The sequence below is a fragment of the Microbacterium sp. P03 genome (assembly GCF_043556235.1).
GTDB lineage: Bacteria > Actinomycetota > Actinomycetes > Actinomycetales > Microbacteriaceae > Microbacterium.
Window position 1 is genome coordinate 272,311 of record NZ_JBIGIM010000003.1, and the last position, 23,852, is coordinate 296,162.

The following is a 23,852-nucleotide window of genomic DNA, read 5'->3' on the forward strand; positions in this document are numbered from 1 at the left end:
AAGATCGACGTGTCGACGGTGTCCTGTCGTACGGATGAAGCGCGGGTGAGCGGATGTTTCACGTGAAACATCCGCAGCGCCCTTCGGTCGTTCTCGGGACGCGGAGATGTCCCCCGTAGACTGGGACGGTTGCACCACAACGGAATGGGAGAGTGTTTCACGTGAAACAATCCGACGACGCACCCGTCGCGGCCCCCTTCTCCCTGGACAGCTTCGACACGCCGCTTGCTCGCGAGCTGGCTGACCTCACGGCTCGCCGGAAGTCGCTACAGGGCGCGCAGGTGGAGTTCTCGGGCCGGACGCGCATCATCACGGTGTCGAACCAGAAGGGCGGTGTCGGCAAGACCACGACGGCCGTGAATATGGCCGCCGCGCTGGTGTCCGTCGGCGCTCGGGTGCTTGTGATCGACCTCGATCCGCAGGGGAACGCCTCCACCGCGTTGGGCGTGACGCACACTGCCGACACTCCGAGTGTGTACGACGTCCTGATTGACGAGTTCCCCCTCGTGGACATCATCCAGGAAAGCCCGGAGTCGCCTTCCCTCCTGTGTGCGCCCAGCACCATCCACCTCGCGGGCGCAGAGATCGAGCTCGTCACGCAGGTCGCGCGCGAGTATCGCCTGAGGACGGCGGTGGACGAGTACGTCGCCAGCCTCGACGAGCGCCTCGACTTCATCATCATCGATTGTCCGCCGTCGCTCGGTCTGCTGACGATCAACGCGTTCGCGGCTGCGCAGGAGCTCCTGATCCCGATCCAGTGTGAGTATTACGCGCTGGAAGGGCTGAGTCAGTTGCTCGGCACCGTGAAGATGATCCAGAAGCATCTGAATCCCCGTCTCCACCTGTCAACGATCCTCTTGACCATGTACGACGGTCGCACCAAGCTCGCCCAGCAGGTGGCCGAGGAGGTCCGCACCCACTTTCCCGCGGAGGTCCTGCGTACCGTCATTCCCCGTTCGGTCCGGGTGTCGGAAGCTCCCAGCTTCGGCCAGACGGTGATCGCCTACGACGGCCAGTCAGCGGGCGCTGTCGCCTACCGGGAAGCGGCCGTGGAGCTGGTGAAGAGGGACAGCGATGTTTCACGTGAAACATCGCTGCCGCCGGGAGATGAATCGAGTGTTTCACGTGAAACATCGACACCCGGAGAGAACGAGACGCGTGTTTCTCGAGAGACATCCGCGCAGATGAATGACGAGGAGAGCCTGTAATGGCGAAGAGAACAGGCCTCGGTCGGGGAATCGGAGCGCTCATCCCCACCGCGGAGCCCAGCGAAGCGCGCCCCGTCGATGTCTTCTTCCCGGAAGGGTCGCGCTCGTCGGTGCAAGAGGTGTCTTCCGCCGATGAGGACTCGCGCAGCCGCGACGCGCGACGAGGGTCGGTGGTATCAGGGGACGGTCCCACGATCACCGACGATTCGGCCGATGATGCAGGGGCCCCGCCGTCCGGAGGCCTCGTGGAGGTGCCGGGCGCGCGCCTGATCTCTCTCGATCCGAACGACATCGTTCCCAACCCGCGCCAGCCGCGGACGAACTTCGATGCGGACGATCTCGCGGAGTTGGTGCACAGCGTCCGCGAGTTCGGCGTCCTTCAGCCCGTCGTCGTACGCCTCACCGAGGAAGGCGCGTATGAGCTGATCATGGGGGAACGTCGGACGCGGGCGGCGCGGGAAGCGGGGTTGAGCTCGATACCCGCGGTCGTCCGCGAGACGGCCGACGAGAACCTTCTCCGTGATGCACTTCTGGAGAATCTCCACCGGTCGGAACTCAATCCTCTGGAGGAGGCCTCCGCGTACGAGCAGCTGCTCGCGGACTTCGGCATCACACAGGAAGTCCTGGCCGCTCGGATCGGCCGTTCCCGCCCGCAGATCAGCAACACCATCCGTCTGTTGAAGCTGCCGATCCCCGTGCAGCAGCGCGTTGCCGCCGGCGTACTCAGCGCGGGTCACGCCCGTGCCATCCTGTCCCTCGAGGACGAGGACGCCATGCAGCGCCTGTCGGACAAGATCGTGAACGAGGACCTCTCCGTCCGTGCGGCGGAAGCCATCGCCAAGGGGACGGGTTCTGCGCGCACGCGGCGGCCCAAGCCCACGGCAGGCGCTCGTCGGGGACACCTCGACGAAGTGGCGGAGCGCCTTGGTGATCGCCTTAATACGACCGTCAAGATCTCATTGTCGGCGAGAAAAGGCCAGATCAGCATAGATTTCGCGACCATTCAGGATTTGAACCGGATCCTGTCGGAGATGGGTGAGGAAGGCTACGGCGCCGTCTGAACCGCCGGCGTGATCGGCACGCTCGTTCGCTTCCCGCGCACGAGCGTGCCCTGTGCCGGAGGTCGTCGTAGGCTTGTCGTATGTCCGCACGTGAAGACTCGATCCCGAGGAGGGCGAGCCTGGAGGTACTGCGGGCAGAGGCATCCGACGAACGTGAATCCCTCATCGAAGAGCGCCTGCGTGAAGGCGAGGATCCCTGGGATTTCATGGAAGATCTGCCGAGCGTGGACGAGCTCGTCGTGTTCATCCTCCGCGCGGAGAACATCGCCGCCAACGGGGGCTCCCGTCCGAACGCCGCGCGCCATTACCGGGTGCTCCGGCAGATCTCCCTCGACTACCCGCCGCTGACGCCTGCCGTCTGGCGCCTCCTCGGTGACGCGAACACCCACCGACGATGGGACGCCGTCGTGCGGGCCGACGTCTCGTGAACATCGCACGCACGCCCTGATACGAGGAAGCCCCGCGGTCCGAATGGACCGCGGGGCTCTGTGCGTCAGCCGTGTCTCGGCATGACGTCGACGTCGTGCGTCACGCGATGAAGTCTGCGAGGTCCTTCTCGAGGGCGTACTTCGGCTTCGCGCCGATGATGGTCGTCTTGACCTCTCCACCCTGGAAGACCTTCATCGCCGGAATCGACGTGATCTGGTACTTCATGGCGAGATCGGGGTTCTCGTCGACGTTGAGCTTGAGGATCGTGATCTTGTCGGGGTTCTCGGACTGGATCTCGTCCAGAACGGGCGCCACCATGCGACACGGACCGCACCACGCAGCCCAGAAGTCCACCAGCACAGGCCCTTCTGCCTGCAGGACGTCCTGATCCCACGTGCTCGAGCTTGTTGCCTTGGCGGTCATGTCTTTCTCCTTCTGTCGAAAACTGTCATTGCGTGAAACATCGGGCACCGCGGAAATGTTCCCGCGGGCTGCTCAGGCGTCGGCGCCGGCGAGGTTCTCGATCTGGTCGTCGAACACCTCGGGGGCCCCGGCCTCGCCGAGGGCGGCGAGGAAGTGCTCGGCGTCGAGCGCCGCCACCGTGCCGCTTCCGGCGGCGGTGGCCGCCTGCCGGTACGTGGGATCGATGACGTCACCGGCGGCGAAGACACCCGGGACCGAGGTGCGCGACGAGCGACCGTCGACCCAGATGGTGCCCTCCGGCGTCAGCTCGAGCTTGTCGTGCACCAGGTGCGTGCGCGGATCGTTGCCGATCGCGACGAAGAGCCCGTCGAGGGGCAATTCGCGCGTGGAACCGTTGACGGTGTCGCGCAGGACGACACCGTTCACGGCGTCCTCGCCCAGGACGTCGATGACCTCGCTGTTGAAGAGGAACTCGATCTTGTCGTTCGCGTGTGCCCGCTCCTGCATGATCTTCGAGGCACGCAGGGTGTCCTTGCGGTGGATCACGTAGACCTTGGACGCGAAGCGCGTGAGGAACGTCGCCTCTTCCATCGCCGAGTCGCCGCCGCCGACGACCGCGATCGTGCGCTCACGGAAGAAGAAGCCGTCGCAGGTCGCGCACCAGGAGACGCCGCGACCCGATAGCCGGTCCTCGCCCGGAAGGCCCAGCTTGCGGTAGGCGGAGCCCGTGGCGTAGATGACCGCGTACGCCTCGTGCACGGCGCCGGAGCCGAGCGTGACGGTCTTCACAGGACCGTCCAGGTCGAGGTTCACGACGTCGTCGTACAGCACCTCGGCACCGAACCTCTCGGCCTGCGCCTGCATCTTCTCCATGAGCTCGGGGCCTTGGATGCCGTCCGGAAAACCAGGGAAGTTCTCGACCTCGGTCGTGTTCATGAGTTCGCCACCGGCCTCGACCGAACTCGCCACGACGAGCGGCTCGAGGTTGGCGCGCGCCGCATACACAGCCGCGGTGTACCCGGCGGGGCCGGATCCGATGATGATGACCTGACGCACTTCGATCTCCTCGATGGCTCGCGGTGCCGCCCTTTCGGGCGGCGCGCGCATCGCCAGGCTCTCTGCCCGACTCATGCCTCAACACATGGTAGTCGCGCGGCATTCCGCGGCCGGGGGGCTCTCAGCGTGTAAGAGGAATTCGTGGATCACTTCTTCGGCAGGAAGCGCCGCAGGATCTGCTGTGCGACGGCGATCTCCGGTGCCCGGAAGGCGGCGAGCACCCCGACGTACACGACGATGCAGGTCGAGCCGATGAGGGCCGCCCCGATCGCGCCGGGCAGTTTGTCCGACAGTATCCAGCCGTCGGCTCCGCCGAGCAGGACGTACACGAGCCACCCGGCCGCGGCGGCCGGTATCGCGGCCACGACGAAGCGTGCGAGGGCTGCTGACCAGGACGCGACGCCGATTCCTCCTCGACGTCGGTGCAGCAGCCACGTCGCGACGATGACCTGCACGATGCTCGCCAGGGATTGGCCGAGCGCCACCCCCGCTGCCAGATACTCGGCCGGGAGGACGGCCGTGGCGATGAGGGCGCCGGCGATGACGAGAGCGCACTGCAGGAGGGTGAAGAAGAAGGGCGTGCGGGTGTCGTTGTAGGCGTAGAACGTCCGCTGGATCACGAAGAGGACAGCGAGGGGAAGGAGGGCGACGAGGTAGCAGAGCAGCACCCGGGCCGCGGCCACCGCGTCGGCGGGGTTGTTGGTGAAGATCCGCGACGCGGGAACGGCAGCGACGGCGAGGGCGGCGGCTGCGATCACGATGAAGAAGCCGAGCGTGCGGATGCTGCTCTCGATGTCACGGCGTACGTCATCGTGTCGGCCGGCCACCGCGTGCTCGCTGAGTCTCGTGAAGTAGGGCGTTCCGATCGACAGCACGATGACGGAGTACGGGAGCATGAAGATGAGCCAGGCGTTGGCCATGACCGTCTGAGCGGGGAAATCACCGGATGCCGCGGACACCGCGCGGGACTGGATGAGACCCGCCACCTGACCGGCGATGACCATCAGGAACGTCCACCCGGCGAGCCGTCCGATGTGGCGGAGGCCCACTCCTCTCCATCGGAAATCGGGCCGCAGACGGAGCCCCGCTCGTCGCCAGAAGATCCCGAGGATGCCGGCTTGCAGCACGATTCCGAGGGTTGCCGTGCCGCCGAGGACGGCGACCATGTCCGGCGTCCAGCCCGCCAGTTGGAACCGCGGGCCGCCGAAGAGGGCGATGAAGACCAGGAAGCCCGCGATCGACACCGCGTTGTTGACGATCGGAGCCCAAGTGAACGGTCCGAACACACGACGGGCGTTGAGAGTCTCGCCCATCAGGGCGTAGAGGCCGTAGAAAAAGATCTGCGGCATGCACCAGTAGGCGAATGCCGTCGCAAGGGCCAGTTGGGCATCCGTGAAGTCCGGTGCGTACAAGCGCACCAGCAGAGGTGCGGCGGCCGTGGCGACGGCGGCCGTCAGGAGAAGCACGACCGTTCCGAGCGTGAACAGCTTCGAGATGAAGGCGTGCCCGCCATCGGGGTCTGCGCTGACTTTGACGATCTGCGGCACGATCACGGCCGTCAGGATGCCGGTCGAGATGATGGCGAAGATCGTGTTCGGCAGCGTATTGGCGACGGTGAATGCGTCCGTCGCTCGGCCGACCGCGCCGATCGCGCCGACCAGGACGATGGTGCGGAGCAGACCCGAGAGGCGCGACGCGATCGTGCCGGCGCCGATGACGAGGCTGGCGCGGCCGAGCCCGCTCATCGGGAGTCCTCGTCCGCGGAGGGACCATCGGTAGAAGCACCGTCCGCTGACGCACCGGTGTCGGCGGGAACGTCGGCCGGGGCATCCGTCGACGCCTTCCGCGCCCGGCGTCGTCGCAGCACGGTGCGGATGAGGCCGAAGATCACGAACGCGGCGGCCAGGACCGCCAGCACGACCACTCCGATGCCCTCCCAGTCGGCGTGGACGTTCACCACGAGCGTCTGCGGACTCCCGATCGGCTCGTAGGTGGTGCTGCGCAACTGGAAGTCCACGGTGACCTCGCCGTTGCCGACACGCGCTTCGACGGGCACCTTCACGCTCGTATTGCTGCTGGCGCCGGCCGCGACCTCGACCTGCGGCTGCACCTCGAGGCGCAGATCGTTCGGCGACGCCTCCAGCACGACGGTGATGGGCCACGGCAGATCGTTGCGCACCCACACCGGCAGGCCGGCGCCCTTGCTGATGAGGTTGATCGTGCCCGGCGGAAGGATCCCGACCGAGTCGAGCGTCTTCGCGGTCTCGTCACGGTGCGCGGTGAGCGCCGACTGCCACGCGTCGGGCTGCGGCGACCAGCCGTTGCCGAGCACCTGCAGCAGTTCGGCGCGTTCACGTCCGGTCAGCAGAGTGGGGTCCTCCAGGACGGTGGCGAACCGGCTCAGTGTCTGCTCGGAATCGAACAGAGCGGATGCCGCGGCCACCCGCGTCTCGTCTGGAACGACCTGCGCGAGCTGGACGGGCTGGGATGCGGCATCCGTCAACGCCCCGAGGTCGACCGCGGTCACACCGGTGGCCTGAGTCGCCGCGGTGATCGCGGCCCGGAGGCCCAGGGTGGAGCGGGATTCCACGCGGTCGATCGTGACCAGGAGCGGCCGGCCGCCGGTCTCGGTCGCGGCGAAGGCGAGGTACGCGCTCGCCGCGGTCAGTGCCGCGCCACGTTCGGTGAGATCGTCGCGGGAGGAGGCGTCACCGAGCGCTGCCGAGATGTCGGTGTCGTAGACGAGGACCGACGCATCGCCGGTGGACCCCGGCGCCGCCACGGTCGATCCCGTGCCGCCCGCCGCGGTCGAGCGGGACGACACGAGCGTCAGCGACGCCTGGTCTGCCGCGGCGATGGCGCCCAACGCGGTGACCTCCGACGAGCCCGCTGTGCCCGTGGCTGGCCAGTAGACGTTCGCCCGGCCACCCACAGCCACCAGTTCTTCGGTCGTGGGGTACACCGGCGCCGACGGATCGACGGGGTCGGCACTGGGAGAGGGTGCGCTCGTGGGGCCGGACGACGCAGGGGTCTCGGTGGGCGCCGCGGTGGCGTCGTCGGGGGCCGGTGACGATGACACGGCGAAGTTCGCGGGCTGGAGGTACGACGAGAACGACGTGGGCTGCGCCGGCTCGCCCCGGCCGGTCTGCAGCTGGGCCGCGACGTCGGCGTCGCCGAACTGCAGCGCGAAGCGCGAGTTGGGCAGAGCCTCGAGGCGCTCGAGCCACTGGGTCGCACGCAGGGGGGCCGCGGTGCCGAGCACGCGGATCGAGGCGGGGATCGCCGGATCGACAGCCAGGATCGCCGCCGTGCCCGCGACGGCATCCAGTTGCGCGGTGAGGGCGCCGTCGTCGGCGGTCAGCGCGGTCAGCTGCCCCGTCGTGAGCAGTCCCGAGGAGAGCGGACCCGCCGTGAGCGGCACCACGACGCCGATGGGGGTGGCGGACGTCGGGGTGGCGGGGATGATCAGCGCGCTGGTGGATGTCACCGTTCCCGATGTCGTCGGGTACGACGCCACCAGGGGATAGACGCCCGGGCCGCGGCCGGCGAGCGCGGGGTTGTCGGGCGTCACCTGGATGACGCCGGTCTGCACGGAGTGCGCGGACACGGAGACCAGATCGGCGGCTCCCACCTCGGCGACACCCTGGAGAGCGTCGGGACCGGTGGCTTCGAGCCAGGCGGAGAGGGCAGCGCGGTCGGGAAAGGCGCCGGCGCCGACACCGAGCGAGACCCGGGCGCCGTCGACCGGGAGGTCGGTGCCGTTGCGGATGGTCACCGACACCGTGAGTGCGCTTCCGACGGGAACGACGCCGCTGCCGCTCGGTGAGAGCGTGAACTCCACGATCCCCGTGTCCACCGTCGCGGAGGGGGAGGGCGTCGGTGACGGTGTCGCGGCCTGGGCCGTCGCGGCGCCGCCGGGCCCCAGCAGCATCAGCGCACTCAGCAGCACGGCCACGACGGGCCCTGTCACCGCTCCCGCTCCGGTGCCACGGAGACGCCCACGACCAGGCGAGGCGTGTGCGCGCGGCGTCGTCGCACCCCGCCCGGGCGCGGAGTGAGGGGGGAAGGTCCAGGTCATGTAGGCATCTGCTCCTGTGCGATGCATGACCGCACGATCACGAGAGATTCTACGGTCGCCCCGTCTGAGCGCTCGGTGAGCGCGCCCGCAACCCGCTGACAAAGAGGGTTGAATGGACGGATGCTCCCGCCCCTCGATCCCGTTGCGTGTGCGGCGCTCGCCGACGACCTCCGCGACGCCGACTACCGCTCCGACCGGCTCCGTGAGGCGTGGGGAGTGAGCGCGGACGACGCGATCTCGCGAGGGATGCGGATCGTGGCTGAGCGGGCCCTGGGGGGACGCACCGATCCCCTGGCCGTCCTCGGTCGACTCTTCGTGCTGGGCCTGGCACAGGACACCGGCTCGGTGGCCGCCGCGCTTCCGCGCGCCGGCGTGACGGGGCTGGTCGACCTGGGTCTCGCCGTCGACGAAGGCCGCAGCATCCGCCCCCTGGTGCTTCTGCGCCCACAGTCGTTCGTCGACGATTCGGGCGAGGGCGAGTGGTGGATCGCGAGCGACCTCGACGAGACCGCGCTGCAGGGCGCGCTCCCCGAGAGCCACGTGCTCGGCGTCGGCGGTGCCTCACTGACGCTCGCCGGGCTCCAGCTGCCGGTGGACGCGGCATCGGGCCTCGACATCGGCGCGGGATGCGGGATCCAGTCACTGCGTGCCCGGCGGAACGTCGACCACGTCGTCGCCACCGACATCTCGGAGCGCGCCCTCTGGTTCACGCGTCTGAACGCCCTCCTGAACGGTGTCGATCGCGTCGAGACCCGGTTCGGGAGCCTGTTCGACCCGGTCGAGGGCGAGGTCTTCGACCGGATCGTGTCGAACCCGCCGTTCGTGATCACACCGCGGGTCGACGGCGTGCCCGCGTACGAGTACCGCGACGGCGGGATGGTCGGCGACGCACTCGTGGAGGCCGTCGTGTCAGGCGTGGGCGCACACCTCGCATCCGGCGGCGTGGCCCAGCTGCTGGGCAACTGGGAGACCCGCGATGGGCGGGACGGACTGGCGCGCGTGCGCGACTGGGTCGAGTCGTCGTCTGTGCCGCTGGATGCCTGGGTGATCGAACGCGAGGCCCTCGACCCGCTGTCGTACGCGGAGCTGTGGATCCGTGACGGGGGCACGCTGCCCGGATCGCCTGCCTTCGCGGCGCTCGTCGACGCCTGGCTGCACGACTTCGAGGACCGCGGCGTGACCGGCGTCGGCTTCGGCTACGTGCTGCTGCGGCGTCCGCCCAGCGGCGACGCGCCGACCCTCGCCCGATACGAACGGGTGGGCACGTCCCTCGGGTCCCGCGCCCTCGGCGGGCACCTCGCCCAGGCGCTCGCCGTACACGATCGGCTCGACGTGGTGGATGACGCGCAGCTCGCGGCATCCGTGCTCCTGGTCACCGCCGACGTGACCGAGGCACGCCACCATGTGCCGGGCGCAGAGGAGCCGACCGTCATCGAACTGCGTCAGGGCGGGGCGTTCTCTCGAACGATCACCGTCGATCCGGGGCTCGCCGCACTGGTCGGCGCCTGCGACGGCGACCTCGCTGTCGGTGTGCTGAGCGACGCGATCGCGCATCTGCTCGACGTCGACCCGCACGCCCTCCTCGCAGATCTGCTGCCGAAGGTGCGCGAGCTGCTCTTCAGCGGATTCCTCGTGTTCGCCGCCTCGGAGGGTGTGCCCTCAGAGGGCGGGGGCGGGGTCGGAAGCGCTGGGTAGGCTCGAAGCATGCTGAACATGGCCGAGGGTCTCGCACGCCTGGACGCCCTCACCCGCGTGCCGGTGGTCGCGACGCTCGGTACGGACTTCGCGGCGGCGGGGTTCGAGCTGGCCGTCGTCGGCGGCCCCGTGCGCGACGCACTCCTCGGCCGCGAAACGCACGACCTGGACTTCACCACCGATGCGCGGCCCGACGACATCCTGCGCATCGTGAAGCCGATCGCCACCGCCCACTGGGACATCGGGCGCGCGTTCGGCACGATCGGCGCGCGCATCGCCGGCGAGCAGGTCGAGATCACGACCTATCGGGCGGACAGCTACGACGGGGTCACCCGCAAGCCCACCGTCGAGTTCGGAGACACGCTCGACGCCGACCTGATCCGCCGCGACTTCACCGTCAACGCGATGGCACTGCGGCTGCCCGCCCGCACCCTCGTCGACCCGAGCGGGGGGGTCGAGGACCTGCTCGCGGAGCGCCTGCGCACCCCCGTCGACCCGAAGGTCAGCTTCGGCGACGACCCGCTGCGCATGATGCGCGGCGCCCGGTTCGCCGCACAGCTCGGCTTCGACATCGACGCCGACACCCTCGACGCGATGGCGGCGCTGCGCGAGACGCTCGCGATCGTCAGCCCCGAGCGCATTCAGAGCGAGCTCGTGCGGCTTCTGCAGTCCGATGACCCGGTGCGCGGCATCCGGATACTGGTGGACACCGGGCTGATGGCCGAGTTCCTCCCCGAGATCCCCGCCCTGCGGCTCGAGGTCGATGAGCACCACCACCACAAGGACGTCTACGAGCACTCCCTGACGGTGCTGCGGCAGGCCATCGAGCTCGATGCGCAGCGGCACCCGGATGCTGCGCCCGACGTCGCCCTGAGACTCGCGGCGCTGCTGCACGACATCGGCAAGCCGTCGACGCGCAAGCTCGAGCCGGGTGGAGCCGTCACGTTCCACCACCACGACCTCAAGGGTGCGCGGATGGCCCGCAAGCGCCTGCGCGAGCTGCGGTTCGACGCCGCGACGACCGACTCGGTGTGCCTGCTCATCGAGCTGCACCTGCGCTTCTTCGGGTACTCCGAAGGCGCCTGGACCGACTCCGCCGTCCGCCGGTACGTGCGCGATGCGGGGGACGAGCTCGAGCGGCTGCACATCCTGACCCGTGCCGACGTCACGACGCGCAACAAGCGCAAGGCTGCACGGCTGGCCGGCGCCTACGACGACATCGAGCGGCGCATCGCCGAGCTCGCCGAGCAGGAGCAGCTCGACGCGATGCGCCCCGAGCTCGACGGCAACCGGATCCAGGAGCTGCTGGGCATCGGCCCGGGCCGCGACGTCGGCCACGCCTACCGCTACCTGTTGGACGTGCGCCTCGACGAAGGACTCATCGGGCCGGATGCCGCGGAGCAGCGTCTGCGCGACTGGTGGGCGGCGCGCACCATCGGCGGGTGAGCGCAGCGAGTCGAACGATCCCGGCCGCAGCGCCGATCCCGCGCCTACACTGGATCCACCACGTCCCCAGAACGATCGGAGGGTGGCGTGTCCTCCTCATGGTCGCAACGACGCGACGTTTCTTCCGAGACCTCGCGACTGCTGATCGAGCGCGCGCACGAAGAGCTGGTCGCGGGCCACGACGACGACGAGCGACTGCTGCAGATCCGCTCCCTCGTACGCGATTCGTGGCGACGATCGCGGGCGAGCATGGTCGGCGCCGAGGGTGCGCCACCCCTCGATCTGAACGCCCGCGACCTCGAGGACTACCGCCGAGCCCATCCGCTCGCGGGCGTGATGGACATGGTGCGCGCGCTTCTGCTGCCCGGGGAGCCGGAGGAGTCGGGGGTCGTGGTCGCGGTCGGGGATGCGGCCGGGCGTCTGCTCTGGGTCGAGGGTGACGCGAGGATCCGCACTCTCACCGGCGAGATGGGGTTCGTCGCCGGGGCGAACTGGTCGGAACGTGCGGTCGGAACAGCCGCGCCCGGCACGGCGATCGCGCTCGATCGCTCCGTGCAGATCCACGGCGCCGAGCACTACAACCGTCTCGTGCAGCCCTGGTCGTGCACCGCCGTCCCGGTGCACGACCCCGAGACCCGCGGCATCCTCGGCGTCATCGACGTGACGGGTGGCCTCGAAGCCGTCACTCCGCAGGCGCAGCTGCTGGTGGACGCCACGGCGCGAGCCATCGAGGGAGAGCTCCTGGTGTCGCGGCTCCGGGCCCGGGCGCAGCCGGCACCGCGTCGCGCACCTCGGCGTCGGCCGGAAACGTCTCACCCCGAGACCGCCCGTGCGACCCTCCGTGTGCTGGGGCGCGACCGCGCCCTGCTGGAGTCGGCGAGCGGCGGACTGGAGACCGTGGTCGAGCTCAGCGCCCGCCATGCCGAGATCCTCCTCATGCTCGCGACGCACCGGCAGGGTCTGTCGGCGGAGCGCCTGGGCGAGCTCGTCTACGGCGACGCGCACGCCGCGGACACGCTGCGGCCAGAGCTCGTGCGTCTGCGGAAAGTGCTCGAGTCGCACGCACCACAGCTGGTGCCGGCATCCCGTCCGTACCGCCTCACCGCCGAGCTCGAGATCGACGCGCAGCACGTCGTGTCGCTGCTGGACCGGGGCGCGCACCGGGTGGCGCTGGCCGCCTATCGGGGTCCTGTGCTGCCGGAATCGGTCGCTCCCGGTGTGGAGGAGCTGCGGCTGAGCGTGCGCACCGCGCTGCGCGAGGCCCTGATGGCCGAGGCGGGCGTCGACGTCCTGCTGGCATACGCCGATACGGCCGAGGGCGGCGAAGACGTCGACGTGCTGCGCCTCTGTCTGCAGACCCTCCCGGCGCGCTCGCCGAAGCGGGCCGGGCTCGTGGCGCGCATCGAACGGCTCGAGTCCGCCGCTTGACTCCACGACGCCCCGGGTCGGATGCCGCGACCCGGCCGGCGCGCGAGGCTCTGGCAGGATGAGGCCTGACACCGAAGCGACGGGGAGCGACTGTGGGCGAGAACGACATGGGCGGCGTGGAGAACACGGACGACACCGGGCCGAGCACGCTTCACGACGACCTCCGCGCGGCCTCCGTGCCGGAGGTGGAGCCGGATTCGGCCCCCTCCGACGCCCTCGTCGCACTCGCCGAGGCGAACGGCATCGCGACCGAGTACTGGTCGTTCTTCGGTGACCGCGTGCACGTACCGGCCGCCACGCTGCGGGCGGTCCTCCGGGCGATGGGCATCCGTGCGCAGACCGAGGCCGAGGTCGATGCGGCGCTGGCCGAGACCGCGGAGCTGCCGTGGCGGTCGTTGGTGCCGGCATCCCTCGTCGCCCGCGCAGGCACCGGAGAGCTGATCGTCTACGTGGAGGACGGGCACGATGTCACTCTGCTGCTGAGTCTCGAAGACGGGTCGTCGCGTCCGCTCGACGTTCCGCCGCAAGACCCTTCGAGTCGCCTGGTGGACGACAGATCGGTGTGGCGCCTCGCGGTGCCGCTTCCGGCCGACCTGCCCCTCGGGTGGCACCGAGTGGACGCCGCACAGACCGCGCGTGGCGGCGACGAGCCCGATCGCGCCGCGTCATGCGCGGTCGTCGTCACGCCGGCGACACTTCCCGCGCCGCCGAGCCGGCCCGGCAACGGCGGACGCGGCTGGGGTCTGATGGCACAGCTGTATTCGGTGCGCTCGCGCGGCTCGTGGGGGCTGGGCGACTTCGCCGACCTCGGTGATCTGGCGTCGATCGCGGGCTCGCGCGGCGCGGACTTCCTGCTCGTCAACCCGATCCACGCGGCGGAGGTCACGTCGCCGATCGAGCCCTCGCCGTACCTCCCCGCCACGCGCCGATTCCTCGCGCCGCTCTACCTGCGTCCCGAGGACATCCGCGAGGCGGCTTACCTCCCGCCGGCCGACCGCGCCTTCGTCGAGCAGGCGCGCGCGTCGGTGTCGAAGCAGAACACGGATGCCGCCCGCATCGACCGCGACGCATCCTGGGCGGCGAAGCGTGCCGCGCTCGAGCGCGTCTTCGCCGCCCCGCGGTCGGCCGGCCGTCAGGCTCTGCTGGACGCGTACACCGCACGCGAGGGTCGGCCGCTCGCCGACTTCGCGCTCTGGTGCGCGCTCGAGGAGCACTTCGCCGACACCCTCGCGGCGGGCGAGGAACGTCCCGCAGACGCCTGGGACATCGCTTCTCCGCTCGTCGCGGACCTCCGCACGCGTCTCGCCGATCGCGTCGCCTTCCACACGTGGATGCAGTGGATCGCCGACGAACAGGTCGCGGCCGCGCAGGCCGAAGCGCTCGCGTCGGGCATGCGTATCGGGGTCATGCACGACCTCGCGGTCGGCGTCCACACGCGCGGATCGGATGCCTGGTCTCTGCGCGACATGTACGCCTCCGGCATCACGGTGGGCGCGCCGCCCGACATGTACAACCAGCAGGGGCAGGACTGGAACCAGCCCCCGTGGCTGCCGCAGGCGCTCGCCGCCCACGCGTACGCGCCTCTGCGGGACATGATCCGGACGCTGCTCCGGCACGCGGGCGCGCTGCGCATCGACCATGTCATCGGCTTCTTCCGCCTGTGGTGGATCCCGACCGGGCTGGGCCCCGCGGCCGGCACCTACGTGCGCTACGACCACGAGGCGATGATCGGCGTGCTCGCGCTCGAGGCGCAACGCGCCGGTGCCGTGCTGATCGGCGAAGACCTCGGGAACGTCGAACCCTGGGTGCGCGAGTACCTGTCCGCGCGGGGCATCCTGGGCACTTCCGTGCTCTGGTTCGAGCAGGAGGACGGCGCCCCGACACCGCCGGAGCACTACCGCCGGTCGCTGCTGGCCACCGTCAACACCCATGATCTGCCTCCCACGGCGGGGTATCTCGCCGACGAGCACGTCGACCTGCGCGCGCGGCTCGGCCTTCTCACGCAACCCGTGGCAGAGGCTCGCGCCGAGGCGGACGCCGAGCGCACGGCGATGCTGGGTGCCCTGCGCGACCGCGGTCTGCTGGGCGCCGATGCGACGGAGGAGCAGATCGTCGAAGCGCTGCACCTCTATCTGGTGGCCGCTCCGTCCGAGCTGCTCGGAGTCGCCCTGGTCGACGCCGTCGGCGAGCGCCGCGTGCAGAACCAGCCCGGCACTTCGACGGAGTACCCGAATTGGCAGGTGCCGCTCGCGGACTCCCAGGGCACCGCAGTGCTGATCGAGGATCTGCCGTTCAGCGCCCGCTTCGAATCCCTGACGGGGGCCGTCGACGCGGCCGTGCGCCGCGGACACCCGTAGCGCGCCGGGCGGTACCCGCACGCGCGGGCTCGTCGATGGACCGGGCGCAACGGAATGCAACGTTGCGCGTCCTAGGGTGAGGCATCCGACCGCGGCAATGGATGGCCGCGGACTCATGACCGTCGAAGGAGACAGAACATGACCATCGTCGAGGAGGGCGTGTCGAGCGCCTACGCCCAGCCCGGCCAGCGCGGCTCGCTGGCCGAATACAAATCCCGCTACGGCCACTACATCGGCGGCGAGTTCGTCGAACCGGTGAAGGGCCAGTACTTCGAGAACATCAGCCCCGTCAACGGCAAGCCGTTCTGCGAGGTCGGGCGGGGCACCGTCGAGGACATCGATCGGGCCGTGGATGCCGCGTGGAAGGCCTTCGCCACGTGGGGCAAGACCAGCCCCACCGAGCGCAGCAACATGCTGCTCAAGATCGCCGACCGCATCGAGCAGAACCTCGAGAAGATCGCCGTCGCCGAGACGTGGGAGAACGGCAAGCCCGTCCGCGAGACGCTGGCCGCCGACATCCCGCTCGCCATCGACCACTTCCGCTACTTCGCCGGCGTGCTGCGTGCCCAGGAGGGCGGGATCTCACAGCTCGACGAGGACACCGTCGCGTACCACTTCCAGGAGCCGCTCGGAGTGGTCGGCCAGATCATCCCGTGGAACTTCCCCATTCTGATGGCCGTGTGGAAGCTCGCGCCGGCGCTCGCCGCGGGCAACTGCATCGTGCTGAAGCCGGCGGAGCAGACGCCGGCGTCGATCCTGTTCCTGATCGACCTCATCGGCGACCTGATCCCGCCAGGAGTGCTCAACATCGTGAACGGCTTCGGCATCGAGGCGGGCGCGCCGCTGGCTTCGCACAAGAAGATCCGCAAGATCGCCTTCACGGGGGAGACGACCACCGGACGCCTGATCATGCAGTACGCGTCGCAGAATCTCATCCCGGTCACCCTCGAGCTCGGCGGCAAGAGCCCGAACGTGTTCTTCGAGGACGTCGCCCGTGCGAACGACTCGTTCTACGACAAGGCGCTCGAGGGCTTCTCATTCTTCGCCCTGAACAACGGCGAAGTCTGCACCTGCCCCTCTCGTGCGCTCATCCAGCGCTCGATCTACGACCAGCTGCTCGGCGACGGCATCGAGCGCGTCAAGGCGATCAAGCAGGGCAACCCGCTCGACCCCGAGACCATGATCGGCGCGCAGGCCTCGAACGATCAGCTCGAGAAGATCATGAGCTACATGGACATCGGCAAGCAGGGCGGCGCCAAGGTCCTCATCGGCGGCGAACGCGCTGATCTGGGCGGCGATCTGTCGGAGGGCTACTACGTGCAGCCGACGATCTTCGAGGGCACGAACGACATGCGGATCTTCCAGGAGGAGATCTTCGGGCCGGTGCTCTCGGTCACCTCCTTCACCGACTTCGACGACGCGATCTCGATCGCCAACGACACGCTGTACGGCCTCGGCGCCGGTGTGTGGAGCCGCGACATGAACACGGCCTATCGCGCCGGGCGGGCCATCCAGGCCGGTCGTGTCTGGACGAACACCTACCACCAGTACCCCGCGCACGCCGCGTTCGGCGGATACAAGCAGTCCGGCATCGGCCGCGAGAACCACCTCAAGATGCTGGATCACTACCAGCAGACGAAGAACCTGCTGGTCTCGTACGCCGAGGGCCCGATGGGCTTCTTCTAAACCGACGAGAGGTTTCGTCTCGTCACTGCGCTCTCGCTCGACGGCCGCCCCCCGACGGTCGTCGAGCGGGCGCAGCGAGACGAAACGCCCAGCCTGCACGGAGGAGAGAACATGGTCAGCATCGGCACGTATCAGCGGGTGGCGGTGACGGATGCTGCATCCGACCTCCTCCGTGAGCTCACGGTGACGCACGGCCCGCTCATGTTCCACCAGTCCGGCGGCTGCTGCGACGGCAGCGCGCCGATGTGCTACCCGATCGGGATGTTCATCACCGGTCCGAGCGACGTCCACCTCGGCACCCTGGAGGTGCGCGACCTCGACCCGATCGAGGTGTTCATCTCGGAGGCGCAATTCGAGTACTGGAAATACACGCACATCACGATCGACGCCGTCCCCGGCCGGGGCGCCGGATTCTCGGTCGAGGGGCCGACCGGCTTCCGGTTCATCATCCGCTCGCGCATGCTCAACGACGCAGAACTCGACTATTTCGGGTTGGGACCGACCGCGCCGGCGTGAGCGCCCGGCCGGACGCCGTCGGAGCAGACCGCAGCGGCTGCTAGAACCAGCCGCCCTCCTGCGCGATGCGGATCGCATCGGCGCGGTTGCGGCCGCCGGTCTTGGCGATCGCGTTCGACAGGTGGTTGCGCACCAGGCTCTCCGACAGGTGCATGACACGCGCCAGGTCGGCGATCGATCCGCCCGCCCGCGCCACGGAGAGCACGTCGGTCTCGCGGTCGGTGAGCGGACTGCCGTCCTGCGCCCGTGATTCCGCCGTCAGCCGCGGGTCGATGACACGCAGCCCATCCCGCACGTCGCGCACGACAGCGGCCAGCTCGGCCGAGCTCGCGTCCGCGACGAGGAAACCGGTGGCCCCGGCATCCATCGCCCTCTCGAGCTCATCGATCCGGCCGAGCGCGGTGACGATGATGACGTGGCAGTCGGGCAGCTCGTAGCGCAGCTGCCCCGACGCCGTGATGCCGTCCATTCCGGGCATCTCGATCGCGATGACGGCGACGTCGGGGCGCGCTTGAAGGGCTGCTTCGACGATCTCGTCGCCGCGTCCGACTTCCGCAACGACGGCCATATCGGACTCCTGCTCGAGGAGGGCCGACAGCTCGCTGAGCGCCGACGGCCGCCCGTCGGCCACCAGCAGGCGGATCGGAGGGGGCGTGGCATCCTCCGTCGTCGAAAGGTCGGAAGCATGCACGGGCGTCATGTCCTCACCCTAGGCGCGCAGGCGTCGCGACACCTGGGAGGGACGCCGGTCGCGGCATCCGGTGTCATCGTCCGCGGGTTTCGGTCTCGTTACGAATTGCCCGGGTGTTTGGTGGGAACGGTCGCGACCTTGAAGATAGCCCAAGGGCCGCGCCTCTCCGTCGCGGTCCCTTTCCTTCACAGCAGAGGTAGAACTATGTCACTGCACCACAGTGGGCGCGGCCGTCTCGGTCTCGCCATCGGCGCCTTCGGCGCCACCGCCCTTCTTCTCGCCGGATGCTCCGGCGGCGGTGGGGGCGACGCCAGCGGCGGCGCATCCTCGGACGAGCCACTGATCGTCGGCACGACCGACAAGATCACGTCGATCGACCCCGCGGGCTCGTACGACAACGGCTCGTTCGCCGTGATGAACCAGGTGTACCCGTTCCTGCTCAACAGCAAGTACGGCACCGCGGATGTCACGCCCGACATCGCCGAGACGGCCGAGTTCACGTCGCCGACCGAATACACGGTCACGCTCAAGCCGGGACTCACGTTCGCCAACGGGCACGACCTCACGTCGTCCGACGTGAAGTTCTCGTTCGACCGCCAGGTCGCGATCGCCGACGAGAACGGCCCGTCGTCGCTGCTGTCGAACCTCGACTCGGTCGAGGCGCCCGACGACACGACGGTCGTCTTCACGCTGAAGAACGGCGACGACCAGATCTGGCCCCAGATTCTGTCCAGCCCCGCCGCCCCGATCGTCGACGAGGAGGTCTTCTCGGCCGACGCCGTCACGTCCGACGACGACATCGTCGCCGGCGAGGCATTCGCGGGCCAGTACAAGATCGACTCGTACAAGGTCAACGAGCTCATCTCCTACGTGCCGTTCGACGGCTACCAGGGCGAGCTCGGCGCCGCCGAGAACGCGGGGGTCACGGCGAAGTACTACGCCGATGCGTCCAACCTCAAGCTCGACATCCAGAGCGGGGCGATCGACGCCGCATTCCGCAGCCTGAGTGCGACCGACATCGCCGACTTGGCCACGGATGACGCCGTCAAGGTCGTCGATGGTCCCGGCGGGGAGATCCGCTACATTACGTTCAACTTCGACACGATGCCGTACGGCGCGACCACGGCCGACGCCGACGCCGCCAAGGCGCTCGCCGTCCGTCAGGCCGCTGCCGACCTCGTCGACCGCGAGGCGCTGGCGACCGACGTGTACAAGGACACGTACTCCCCGCTGTACTCGTACGTGCCGCAGGGCCTGACGGGCGCGAACGAAGCGCTCAAGGGCCTGTACGGCGACGGCGCGGGCGCTCCGGATGCCGACAAGGCGAAGGCGACGCTCGAGGCCGCAGGCGTCACGACCCCGGTCGTGCTCAACCTGCAGTACAACGGCGACCACTACGGGCCGTCGTCGGGTGACGAGTACGCGGCGATCAAGTCGCAGCTCGAGGAGGGCGGCCTGTTCACCGTCAACCTCGCGCAGACCGAATGGGTGCAGTACTCCAAGGACCGCACCGCGGACGTGTACCCCGCGTACCAGCTCGGCTGGTTCCCGGACTACTCCGACGCCGACAACTACCTGTCGCCGTTCTTCACGAAGGACAACTTCCTCGTGAACCACTACGACAACGCCGAGGTGCAGGAGCTCATCTCGACCCAGGCGACCGAGACCGACGCCGACACGCGCGCCGCCGACATCGGCAAGATCCAGGATCTGGTGGCCGCCGACCTCTCGACGCTGCCGCTGCTCCAGGGCAAGCAGGTCGCGGTCGTGGGCGCCGACGTCGAGGGCGCGACCCTCGACGGCTCGTTCAAGTTCCGATACGCACCGCTGCACAAGTAGCGCACCGACACGGGCCGGGGGGATCCCCCCGGCCCGTGTTGCGTCCGGTACCGGATCGTTCTCTCAGTAAGGTTCACGCATGGTCACTGCCGTCGATGCGGCCAATATCGTCGCTCAGCCGGTGAAAGCCCGCTCGGGCGGGCTCTGGCGCTACATCCTCATCCGCCTTCTCCTCGTCATCCCGACGGTCTTCATCCTCGTGACGGTCGTGTTCTTCCTGATGCGCATCACCGGGGATCCGATCACGGCGGCGCTCGGCGGCCGTCTTCCTCCCGATCAGCTGGCCGAGCGCGTCGCCGCCGCCGGCTACGACCGCCCGTTGATCGTGCAGTACCTCGACTACCTCGGCGCGGTCCTGCGCGGAGACTTCGGGACGACCCTGACCGACAACCAAGCGGTCACGCACGTCATCCTCCAATACGGTGCCGCGACCCTCGAACTCGCTTTCTACGCCCTCATCGTCGCGTTCCTGATCGGCATCCCGTTCGGCCTGATCGCCGCCTACCGCCGCGACCGCTGGCAGGATGCCGTCCTGCGCATCGCCGCCATCCTCGGCTACGCGACACCCATCTTCTTCGTCGGCCTGCTGCTCAAGCTCGTGTTCGCCATCTGGCTGAGCGTGCTCCCGGTCGCCGGCCGTGCCTCCACGCGCACCGAATTGAAGCTGCAGGGACTGGATGCCCCCACCGGCATCTACCTGATCGACGCGATCCGGCTCGGCGACGGCAACGCGATCGGCGACGTCCTCACGCATGCGATCCTTCCTGGCCTCGCGCTCGGCATCCTCACCGCCGGCATCTTCCTGCGACTCGTTCGCACGAACGTCATCGGCACCCTCGGCGCCCAGTACGTGACCTCGGCACGCTCGCGCGGCGTCGGGGAATACCGCCTGGTCACCAAGCATGCCTACCGGCCCGCGCTCATCCCGATCATCACGGTCATCGGCCTGCAGATCGCACTGCTGCTCTCCGGCGCCGTGCTGACGGAGACGGTGTTCGAGTGGAAGGGCATCGGGTTCATGCTGTCGCAGTACCTCAAGGCCCGGGACTTCGTCGCCGTGCAGGGCATCGTGGTCGTGATCGCCGTCGTCGTGGCCCTCACCAACTTCATCGTCGACGTGATCGCGGCGGTCATCGACCCGCGAGTGAGGTACTGACATGTCCGAGCAGACGCCCACAGGACCGCAGGCGCAGGATGCCGCGACCCCGGCCGCGACCCCCGGCGCCGTCCTCACCTCCCGGAGGATCCCGCTCCGCGACCGGCTGCCGATCGTGTCGCACCTGCGGCGCAGCGTCGGCCTGCAGCGCACGATGCTCGTCATCGGGCTCGTGATCATGGTGGTGTTCCTGCTCACCGCGATCTTCGCGCCGTGGATCGCGCCCTACAGCTTCGCCCAGCAGGCGGTCGACGGCGTGAAGTTCGGAACCCAGCAGCCGCCGAACTCCGTCAACCTGCTCGGCACGACCGTGAGCGGGTTCGACGTGTTCTCGCGCGTGATCTGGGGAGCGCAGACCGCGCTGCTGGTCATCATCTGCGCGATCGCCTTCTCCATCTTCCTCGGCATCTTCCTGGGACTCGTGAGCGGCTACTTCGGCGGGTGGCTCGATCGAGTGCTCGTCGTCGTATGCGACGCGATCTACGCGCTGCCCTCGCTGCTCCTGGCGATCGTCATGTCGATCGTGATCAGCCGCGGGCAGTCCACCCTGTGGGGCGGCATCCTCGCCACTGCCCTCTCGATCACGGTCGTCTTCGTCCCGCAGTACTTCCGCGTCATCCGCGCCGAGGTCGTCCGGGTCAGGGCCGAGCCGTTCGTGGAGTCGGCGCGGGTCATCGGCGTGCCGACCGGCCGCATCCTCATCCGTCACGTGCTGCGCAACTCCACGCGCTCGCTGCCCGTCGTGATCACACTGAACGCCTCCGAGGCGCTGCTGACGCTGGCGGGGCTCGGCTTCCTCGGGTTCGGCATCGAGGCGACCGTGGCGGCCGAGTGGGGTTACGACCTCAACCGAGCCGTCGCCGACGTCACCAGTGGCATCTGGTGGACCGCGATCCCGCCCGGTATCGCGATCGTCCTGGTGGTGCTCGGGATCACCCTCATGGGCGAGAGCATCAACGACCTGAGCGACCCCCGGCTGCGGACACGCCGCCGGGCGAAGGGTGTGTCATGAGCGCCGCCGCTGTCTCGGCATCCGTCCCCCCATCGGCGGGGGCTCCCGTCGCGCGTGTCGACGACCTCACCGTCACGTTCGCGACCGACGGCGACCCGGTGGTCGCGGTCTCGCGCATCTCGCTCGAGGCGCGCCCCGGCGAGGTCCTGGCGATCGTCGGAGAGTCGGGCTCGGGCAAGACCGTGACGGCGAACACGCTCCTGGGGCTGCTGCCCGAAACGGCGACCCTGTCGGGCGCGGTGATCATCACCGGCCGCGAAGGCGACACCGACATCGTGCACGCCACGCCGGCGCAGCTGCGCGAGATGCGCGGTCGCGACGCGGCGATGGTGTTCCAGGAGCCGTCGACGGCGCTGAACCCCGTCTACACCGTCGGATGGCAGATCGCCGAGGGGCTGCGCGCACACGAGAAGCTCTCGGCCGCCGAGGCGAAGACGAGGGCGGTCGACGTGCTCCGCCGGGTCGGCATCCCCGATCCCGAGAAGCGCGTCGATGACTACCCGCACCAGTTCTCGGGCGGGCAGAAGCAGCGCGTCGTGATCGCGATGGCGCTCGTGCTCGACGCGCGTCTCATCATCGCCGACGAGCCGACGACGGCGCTCGACGTCACCGTGCAGGCTGAGATCCTCGAGCTGCTGCGCGCATGCCGCGACGAGTTCGGGGCGACGATCGTGCTGATCACCCACAACATGGGGGTGGTGGCCGACCTCGCCGATCGCGTGGTCGTGATGTACCAGGGCGACATCGTCGAGCAGGCGCCCGTGCGCGAGCTGTTCGCGCATCCCGCACAGGCCTACACGCGCGAGCTGCTGGCCGCGGTGCCCCATGTCGGCCGCGGCAAGAGCGCCACGCAGTCGTTGACGGATGCTGCGCCCACATCGCCGCCCGAGGGCAGCCTGGTCGTGGCATCCGCCGTGCAGATCGGCTACCCGGGGCGACTGGGATCACCCGGCGTCGTGGCCGTGAAGGGCGTGGACTTCTGGATCGGACCGGGCGAGGTGCTCGGCCTGGTCGGCGAGTCCGGGTCGGGGAAGACCACGATCGGCCGGGCGATGGTCGGCCTCACCGACGTGCTCGATGGATCGCTCAAGGTGCTCGGTGTGGAGATGCGGGGCGCCAAGCCGAGGCACCTCAAGAAGCTGCGACCCGATGTCGGGTTCGTCTTCCAGGACCCCGCCACGAGCTTCAACCCGCTCCTGACGATCGCCGAGTGCGTCGCCGAGCCGCTGATCGTCCACGGTCGGGCGGGCAATCCGCGCACCGCCCGCCGCAAGGTCGACGAGCTGCTGGACGCCGTCCGTCTGCCCGTCACCTTCGGCGACCGCTATCCGCACGAGCTGTCGGGCGGCCAGCGCCAGCGCGCGTCCCTCGCCCGGGCACTTGCGCTCGACCCCAAGCTGCTGATCGCCGACGAGCCCACCAGCGCGCTCGACGTGTCCGTGCAGGCGCGGGTGCTCGAGCTCTTCGCCTCGTTGCAGGCGGAGTTCGGCTTCGCGTGCCTGTTCATCAGTCACGACCTGGCCGTCATCGACCAGGTCGCCGACCGCATCGTGGTGCTGCGACAGGGCACGATCCGCGAGCAGGGCACGACGGTGCAGGTGCTGACCGACCCGAGGGACGACTACACCAAGCGTCTGCTCACCTCACTGCCCGTGCCCGACCCGATCGAGCAGGCTGTGCGCCGCCGGGAGTGGCAGGCGACGCGCGGGCTCTGAGGATCGGGGCCGGCGGGGCAGGTGAGCCGCGTACGCCGTGTGCGAGGATCTGAGCC

The 23,852-nt window shown here is 69.2% G+C and carries 18 protein-coding genes; 13 read left to right on the top strand and 5 right to left on the bottom strand.

The features are described from left to right. Nucleotides 1-161 precede the first annotated feature (161 nt). The 3 genes from ACFXOO_RS10880 (at nt 162) to ACFXOO_RS10890 (ending at nt 2,697) form a co-directional block, all read left to right on the top strand. Nucleotides 162-1,208 (top strand): ParA family protein, encoded by a 1,047-nt coding sequence (locus tag ACFXOO_RS10880; protein WP_394563515.1) that lies wholly within the window; start codon nt 162-164, stop codon nt 1,206-1,208. After that, nucleotides 1,208-2,269, top strand: coding sequence for a ParB/RepB/Spo0J family partition protein (locus ACFXOO_RS10885; RefSeq protein WP_394563516.1), 1,062 nt, complete (start codon nt 1,208-1,210; stop codon nt 2,267-2,269). Before ACFXOO_RS10880 ends, ACFXOO_RS10885 begins: the two co-directional genes overlap by 1 nt. Nucleotides 2,270-2,349: 80 nt before the next feature. Then, entirely contained in the window at nt 2,350-2,697 is a 348-nt protein-coding gene (locus tag ACFXOO_RS10890; RefSeq protein WP_378842215.1) for a tryptophan synthase subunit alpha, read from the top strand. Nucleotides 2,698-2,797: 100 nt separating this feature from the next. Here the strand turns inward: ACFXOO_RS10890 and trxA are convergent, their stop codons facing one another. From trxA to ACFXOO_RS10910, 4 genes are all read right to left on the bottom strand, one after another. Beyond that, nucleotides 2,798-3,121, bottom strand: a complete 324-nt coding sequence (gene trxA, locus ACFXOO_RS10895) for a thioredoxin (RefSeq protein WP_378842213.1) — start codon at nt 3,119-3,121, stop codon at nt 2,798-2,800. A gap of 72 nt (nt 3,122-3,193) precedes the next feature. Further along, a complete protein-coding gene (gene trxB, locus ACFXOO_RS10900) occupies nt 3,194-4,177 on the bottom strand; it encodes a thioredoxin-disulfide reductase (protein WP_378843012.1) in 984 nt (327 codons plus the stop codon). A 146-nt stretch (nt 4,178-4,323) separates the two neighbouring features. Beyond that, nucleotides 4,324-5,922 (bottom strand): murein biosynthesis integral membrane protein MurJ, encoded by a 1,599-nt coding sequence (gene murJ, locus ACFXOO_RS10905; protein WP_378842211.1) that lies wholly within the window; start codon nt 5,920-5,922, stop codon nt 4,324-4,326. Next, nucleotides 5,919-8,147 (bottom strand): DUF6049 family protein, encoded by a 2,229-nt coding sequence (locus tag ACFXOO_RS10910; protein ID WP_394563517.1) that lies wholly within the window; start codon nt 8,145-8,147, stop codon nt 5,919-5,921. The genes murJ and ACFXOO_RS10910 overlap by 4 nt, the downstream gene beginning before the upstream one ends. A 228-nt stretch (nt 8,148-8,375) precedes the next feature. Between ACFXOO_RS10910 and ACFXOO_RS10915 the strand changes: the two genes are divergently transcribed. The 6 genes from ACFXOO_RS10915 to ACFXOO_RS10940 all read left to right on the top strand — a co-directional run bounded on the left by ACFXOO_RS10915 (nt 8,376) and on the right by ACFXOO_RS10940 (nt 17,383). Continuing rightward, a complete protein-coding gene (locus tag ACFXOO_RS10915; RefSeq protein WP_394563518.1) occupies nt 8,376-9,950 on the top strand; it encodes a methyltransferase in 1,575 nt (524 codons plus the stop codon). Nucleotides 9,951-9,959: 9 nt separating this feature from the next. Then, a complete protein-coding gene (locus tag ACFXOO_RS10920) occupies nt 9,960-11,396 on the top strand; it encodes a CCA tRNA nucleotidyltransferase (protein WP_394563519.1) in 1,437 nt (478 codons plus the stop codon). 87 nt (nt 11,397-11,483) lie between these two features. Further along, entirely contained in the window at nt 11,484-12,824 is a 1,341-nt protein-coding gene (locus tag ACFXOO_RS10925; RefSeq protein WP_394563520.1) for a transcriptional regulator, read from the top strand. Nucleotides 12,825-12,916: 92 nt separating this feature from the next. Further along, nucleotides 12,917-15,181, top strand: coding sequence for a 4-alpha-glucanotransferase (gene malQ / locus ACFXOO_RS10930; protein WP_394563521.1), 2,265 nt, complete (start codon nt 12,917-12,919; stop codon nt 15,179-15,181). A 138-nt stretch (nt 15,182-15,319) separates the two neighbouring features. Then, entirely contained in the window at nt 15,320-16,867 is a 1,548-nt protein-coding gene (locus tag ACFXOO_RS10935; protein WP_378842200.1) for an aldehyde dehydrogenase family protein, read from the top strand. A 111-nt stretch (nt 16,868-16,978) separates the two neighbouring features. Further along, a complete protein-coding gene (locus ACFXOO_RS10940) occupies nt 16,979-17,383 on the top strand; it encodes a DUF779 domain-containing protein (protein ID WP_378852502.1) in 405 nt (134 codons plus the stop codon). A gap of 40 nt (nt 17,384-17,423) precedes the next feature. Here the strand turns inward: ACFXOO_RS10940 and ACFXOO_RS10945 are convergent, their stop codons facing one another. Then, nucleotides 17,424-18,083 carry a DNA-binding response regulator gene (locus ACFXOO_RS10945; protein WP_378852500.1) on the bottom strand — a complete coding sequence of 220 codons (660 nt, stop codon included), beginning with the start codon at nt 18,081-18,083 and terminating at the stop codon, nt 17,424-17,426. 195 nt (nt 18,084-18,278) lie between these two features. Between ACFXOO_RS10945 and ACFXOO_RS10950 the strand changes: the two genes are divergently transcribed. The 4 genes from ACFXOO_RS10950 (at nt 18,279) to ACFXOO_RS10965 (ending at nt 23,796) form a co-directional block, all read left to right on the top strand. Continuing rightward, on the top strand, nt 18,279-19,913 hold the full coding sequence (locus ACFXOO_RS10950; RefSeq protein WP_378852498.1) for an ABC transporter substrate-binding protein: 1,635 nt from the start codon (nt 18,279-18,281) through the stop codon (nt 19,911-19,913). A gap of 79 nt (nt 19,914-19,992) precedes the next feature. Next, nucleotides 19,993-21,069 (top strand): ABC transporter permease, encoded by a 1,077-nt coding sequence (locus ACFXOO_RS10955; RefSeq protein ID WP_378842193.1) that lies wholly within the window; start codon nt 19,993-19,995, stop codon nt 21,067-21,069. 1 nt (nt 21,070) lies between these two features. After that, the gene (locus tag ACFXOO_RS10960; protein WP_394563522.1) at nt 21,071-22,081 is read left to right on the top strand and encodes an ABC transporter permease; all 1,011 of its coding nucleotides are present in this window, start codon (nt 21,071-21,073) and stop codon (nt 22,079-22,081) included. Next, complete coding sequence (locus ACFXOO_RS10965) at nt 22,078-23,796, top strand: dipeptide ABC transporter ATP-binding protein (RefSeq protein WP_394563523.1); 1,719 nt, start codon at nt 22,078-22,080, stop codon at nt 23,794-23,796. The genes ACFXOO_RS10960 and ACFXOO_RS10965 overlap by 4 nt, the downstream gene beginning before the upstream one ends. Nucleotides 23,797-23,852: the final 56 nt, after the last annotated feature.

Coding starts and splice junctions, on each gene's coding strand:
- ACFXOO_RS10915 (WP_394563518.1), top strand. CDS start 8,376: ATGCTCCCGCCCCTCGATCCCGTTGCGTGTGCGGCGCTCGCCGACGAC.
- ACFXOO_RS10885 (WP_394563516.1), top strand. CDS start 1,208: ATGGCGAAGAGAACAGGCCTCGGTCGGGGAATCGGAGCGCTCATCCCC.
- ACFXOO_RS10890 (WP_378842215.1), top strand. CDS start 2,350: ATGTCCGCACGTGAAGACTCGATCCCGAGGAGGGCGAGCCTGGAGGTA.
- ACFXOO_RS10940 (WP_378852502.1), top strand. CDS start 16,979: ATGGTCAGCATCGGCACGTATCAGCGGGTGGCGGTGACGGATGCTGCA.
- ACFXOO_RS10960 (WP_394563522.1), top strand. CDS start 21,071: ATGTCCGAGCAGACGCCCACAGGACCGCAGGCGCAGGATGCCGCGACC.
- ACFXOO_RS10965 (WP_394563523.1), top strand. CDS start 22,078: ATGAGCGCCGCCGCTGTCTCGGCATCCGTCCCCCCATCGGCGGGGGCT.
- ACFXOO_RS10950 (WP_378852498.1), top strand. CDS start 18,279: ATGTCACTGCACCACAGTGGGCGCGGCCGTCTCGGTCTCGCCATCGGC.
- ACFXOO_RS10945 (WP_378852500.1), bottom strand. CDS start 18,083: ATGACGCCCGTGCATGCTTCCGACCTTTCGACGACGGAGGATGCCACG.
- ACFXOO_RS10920 (WP_394563519.1), top strand. CDS start 9,960: ATGCTGAACATGGCCGAGGGTCTCGCACGCCTGGACGCCCTCACCCGC.
- murJ (WP_378842211.1), bottom strand. CDS start 5,922: ATGAGCGGGCTCGGCCGCGCCAGCCTCGTCATCGGCGCCGGCACGATC.
- ACFXOO_RS10935 (WP_378842200.1), top strand. CDS start 15,320: ATGACCATCGTCGAGGAGGGCGTGTCGAGCGCCTACGCCCAGCCCGGC.
- ACFXOO_RS10955 (WP_378842193.1), top strand. CDS start 19,993: ATGGTCACTGCCGTCGATGCGGCCAATATCGTCGCTCAGCCGGTGAAA.
- trxA (WP_378842213.1), bottom strand. CDS start 3,121: ATGACCGCCAAGGCAACAAGCTCGAGCACGTGGGATCAGGACGTCCTG.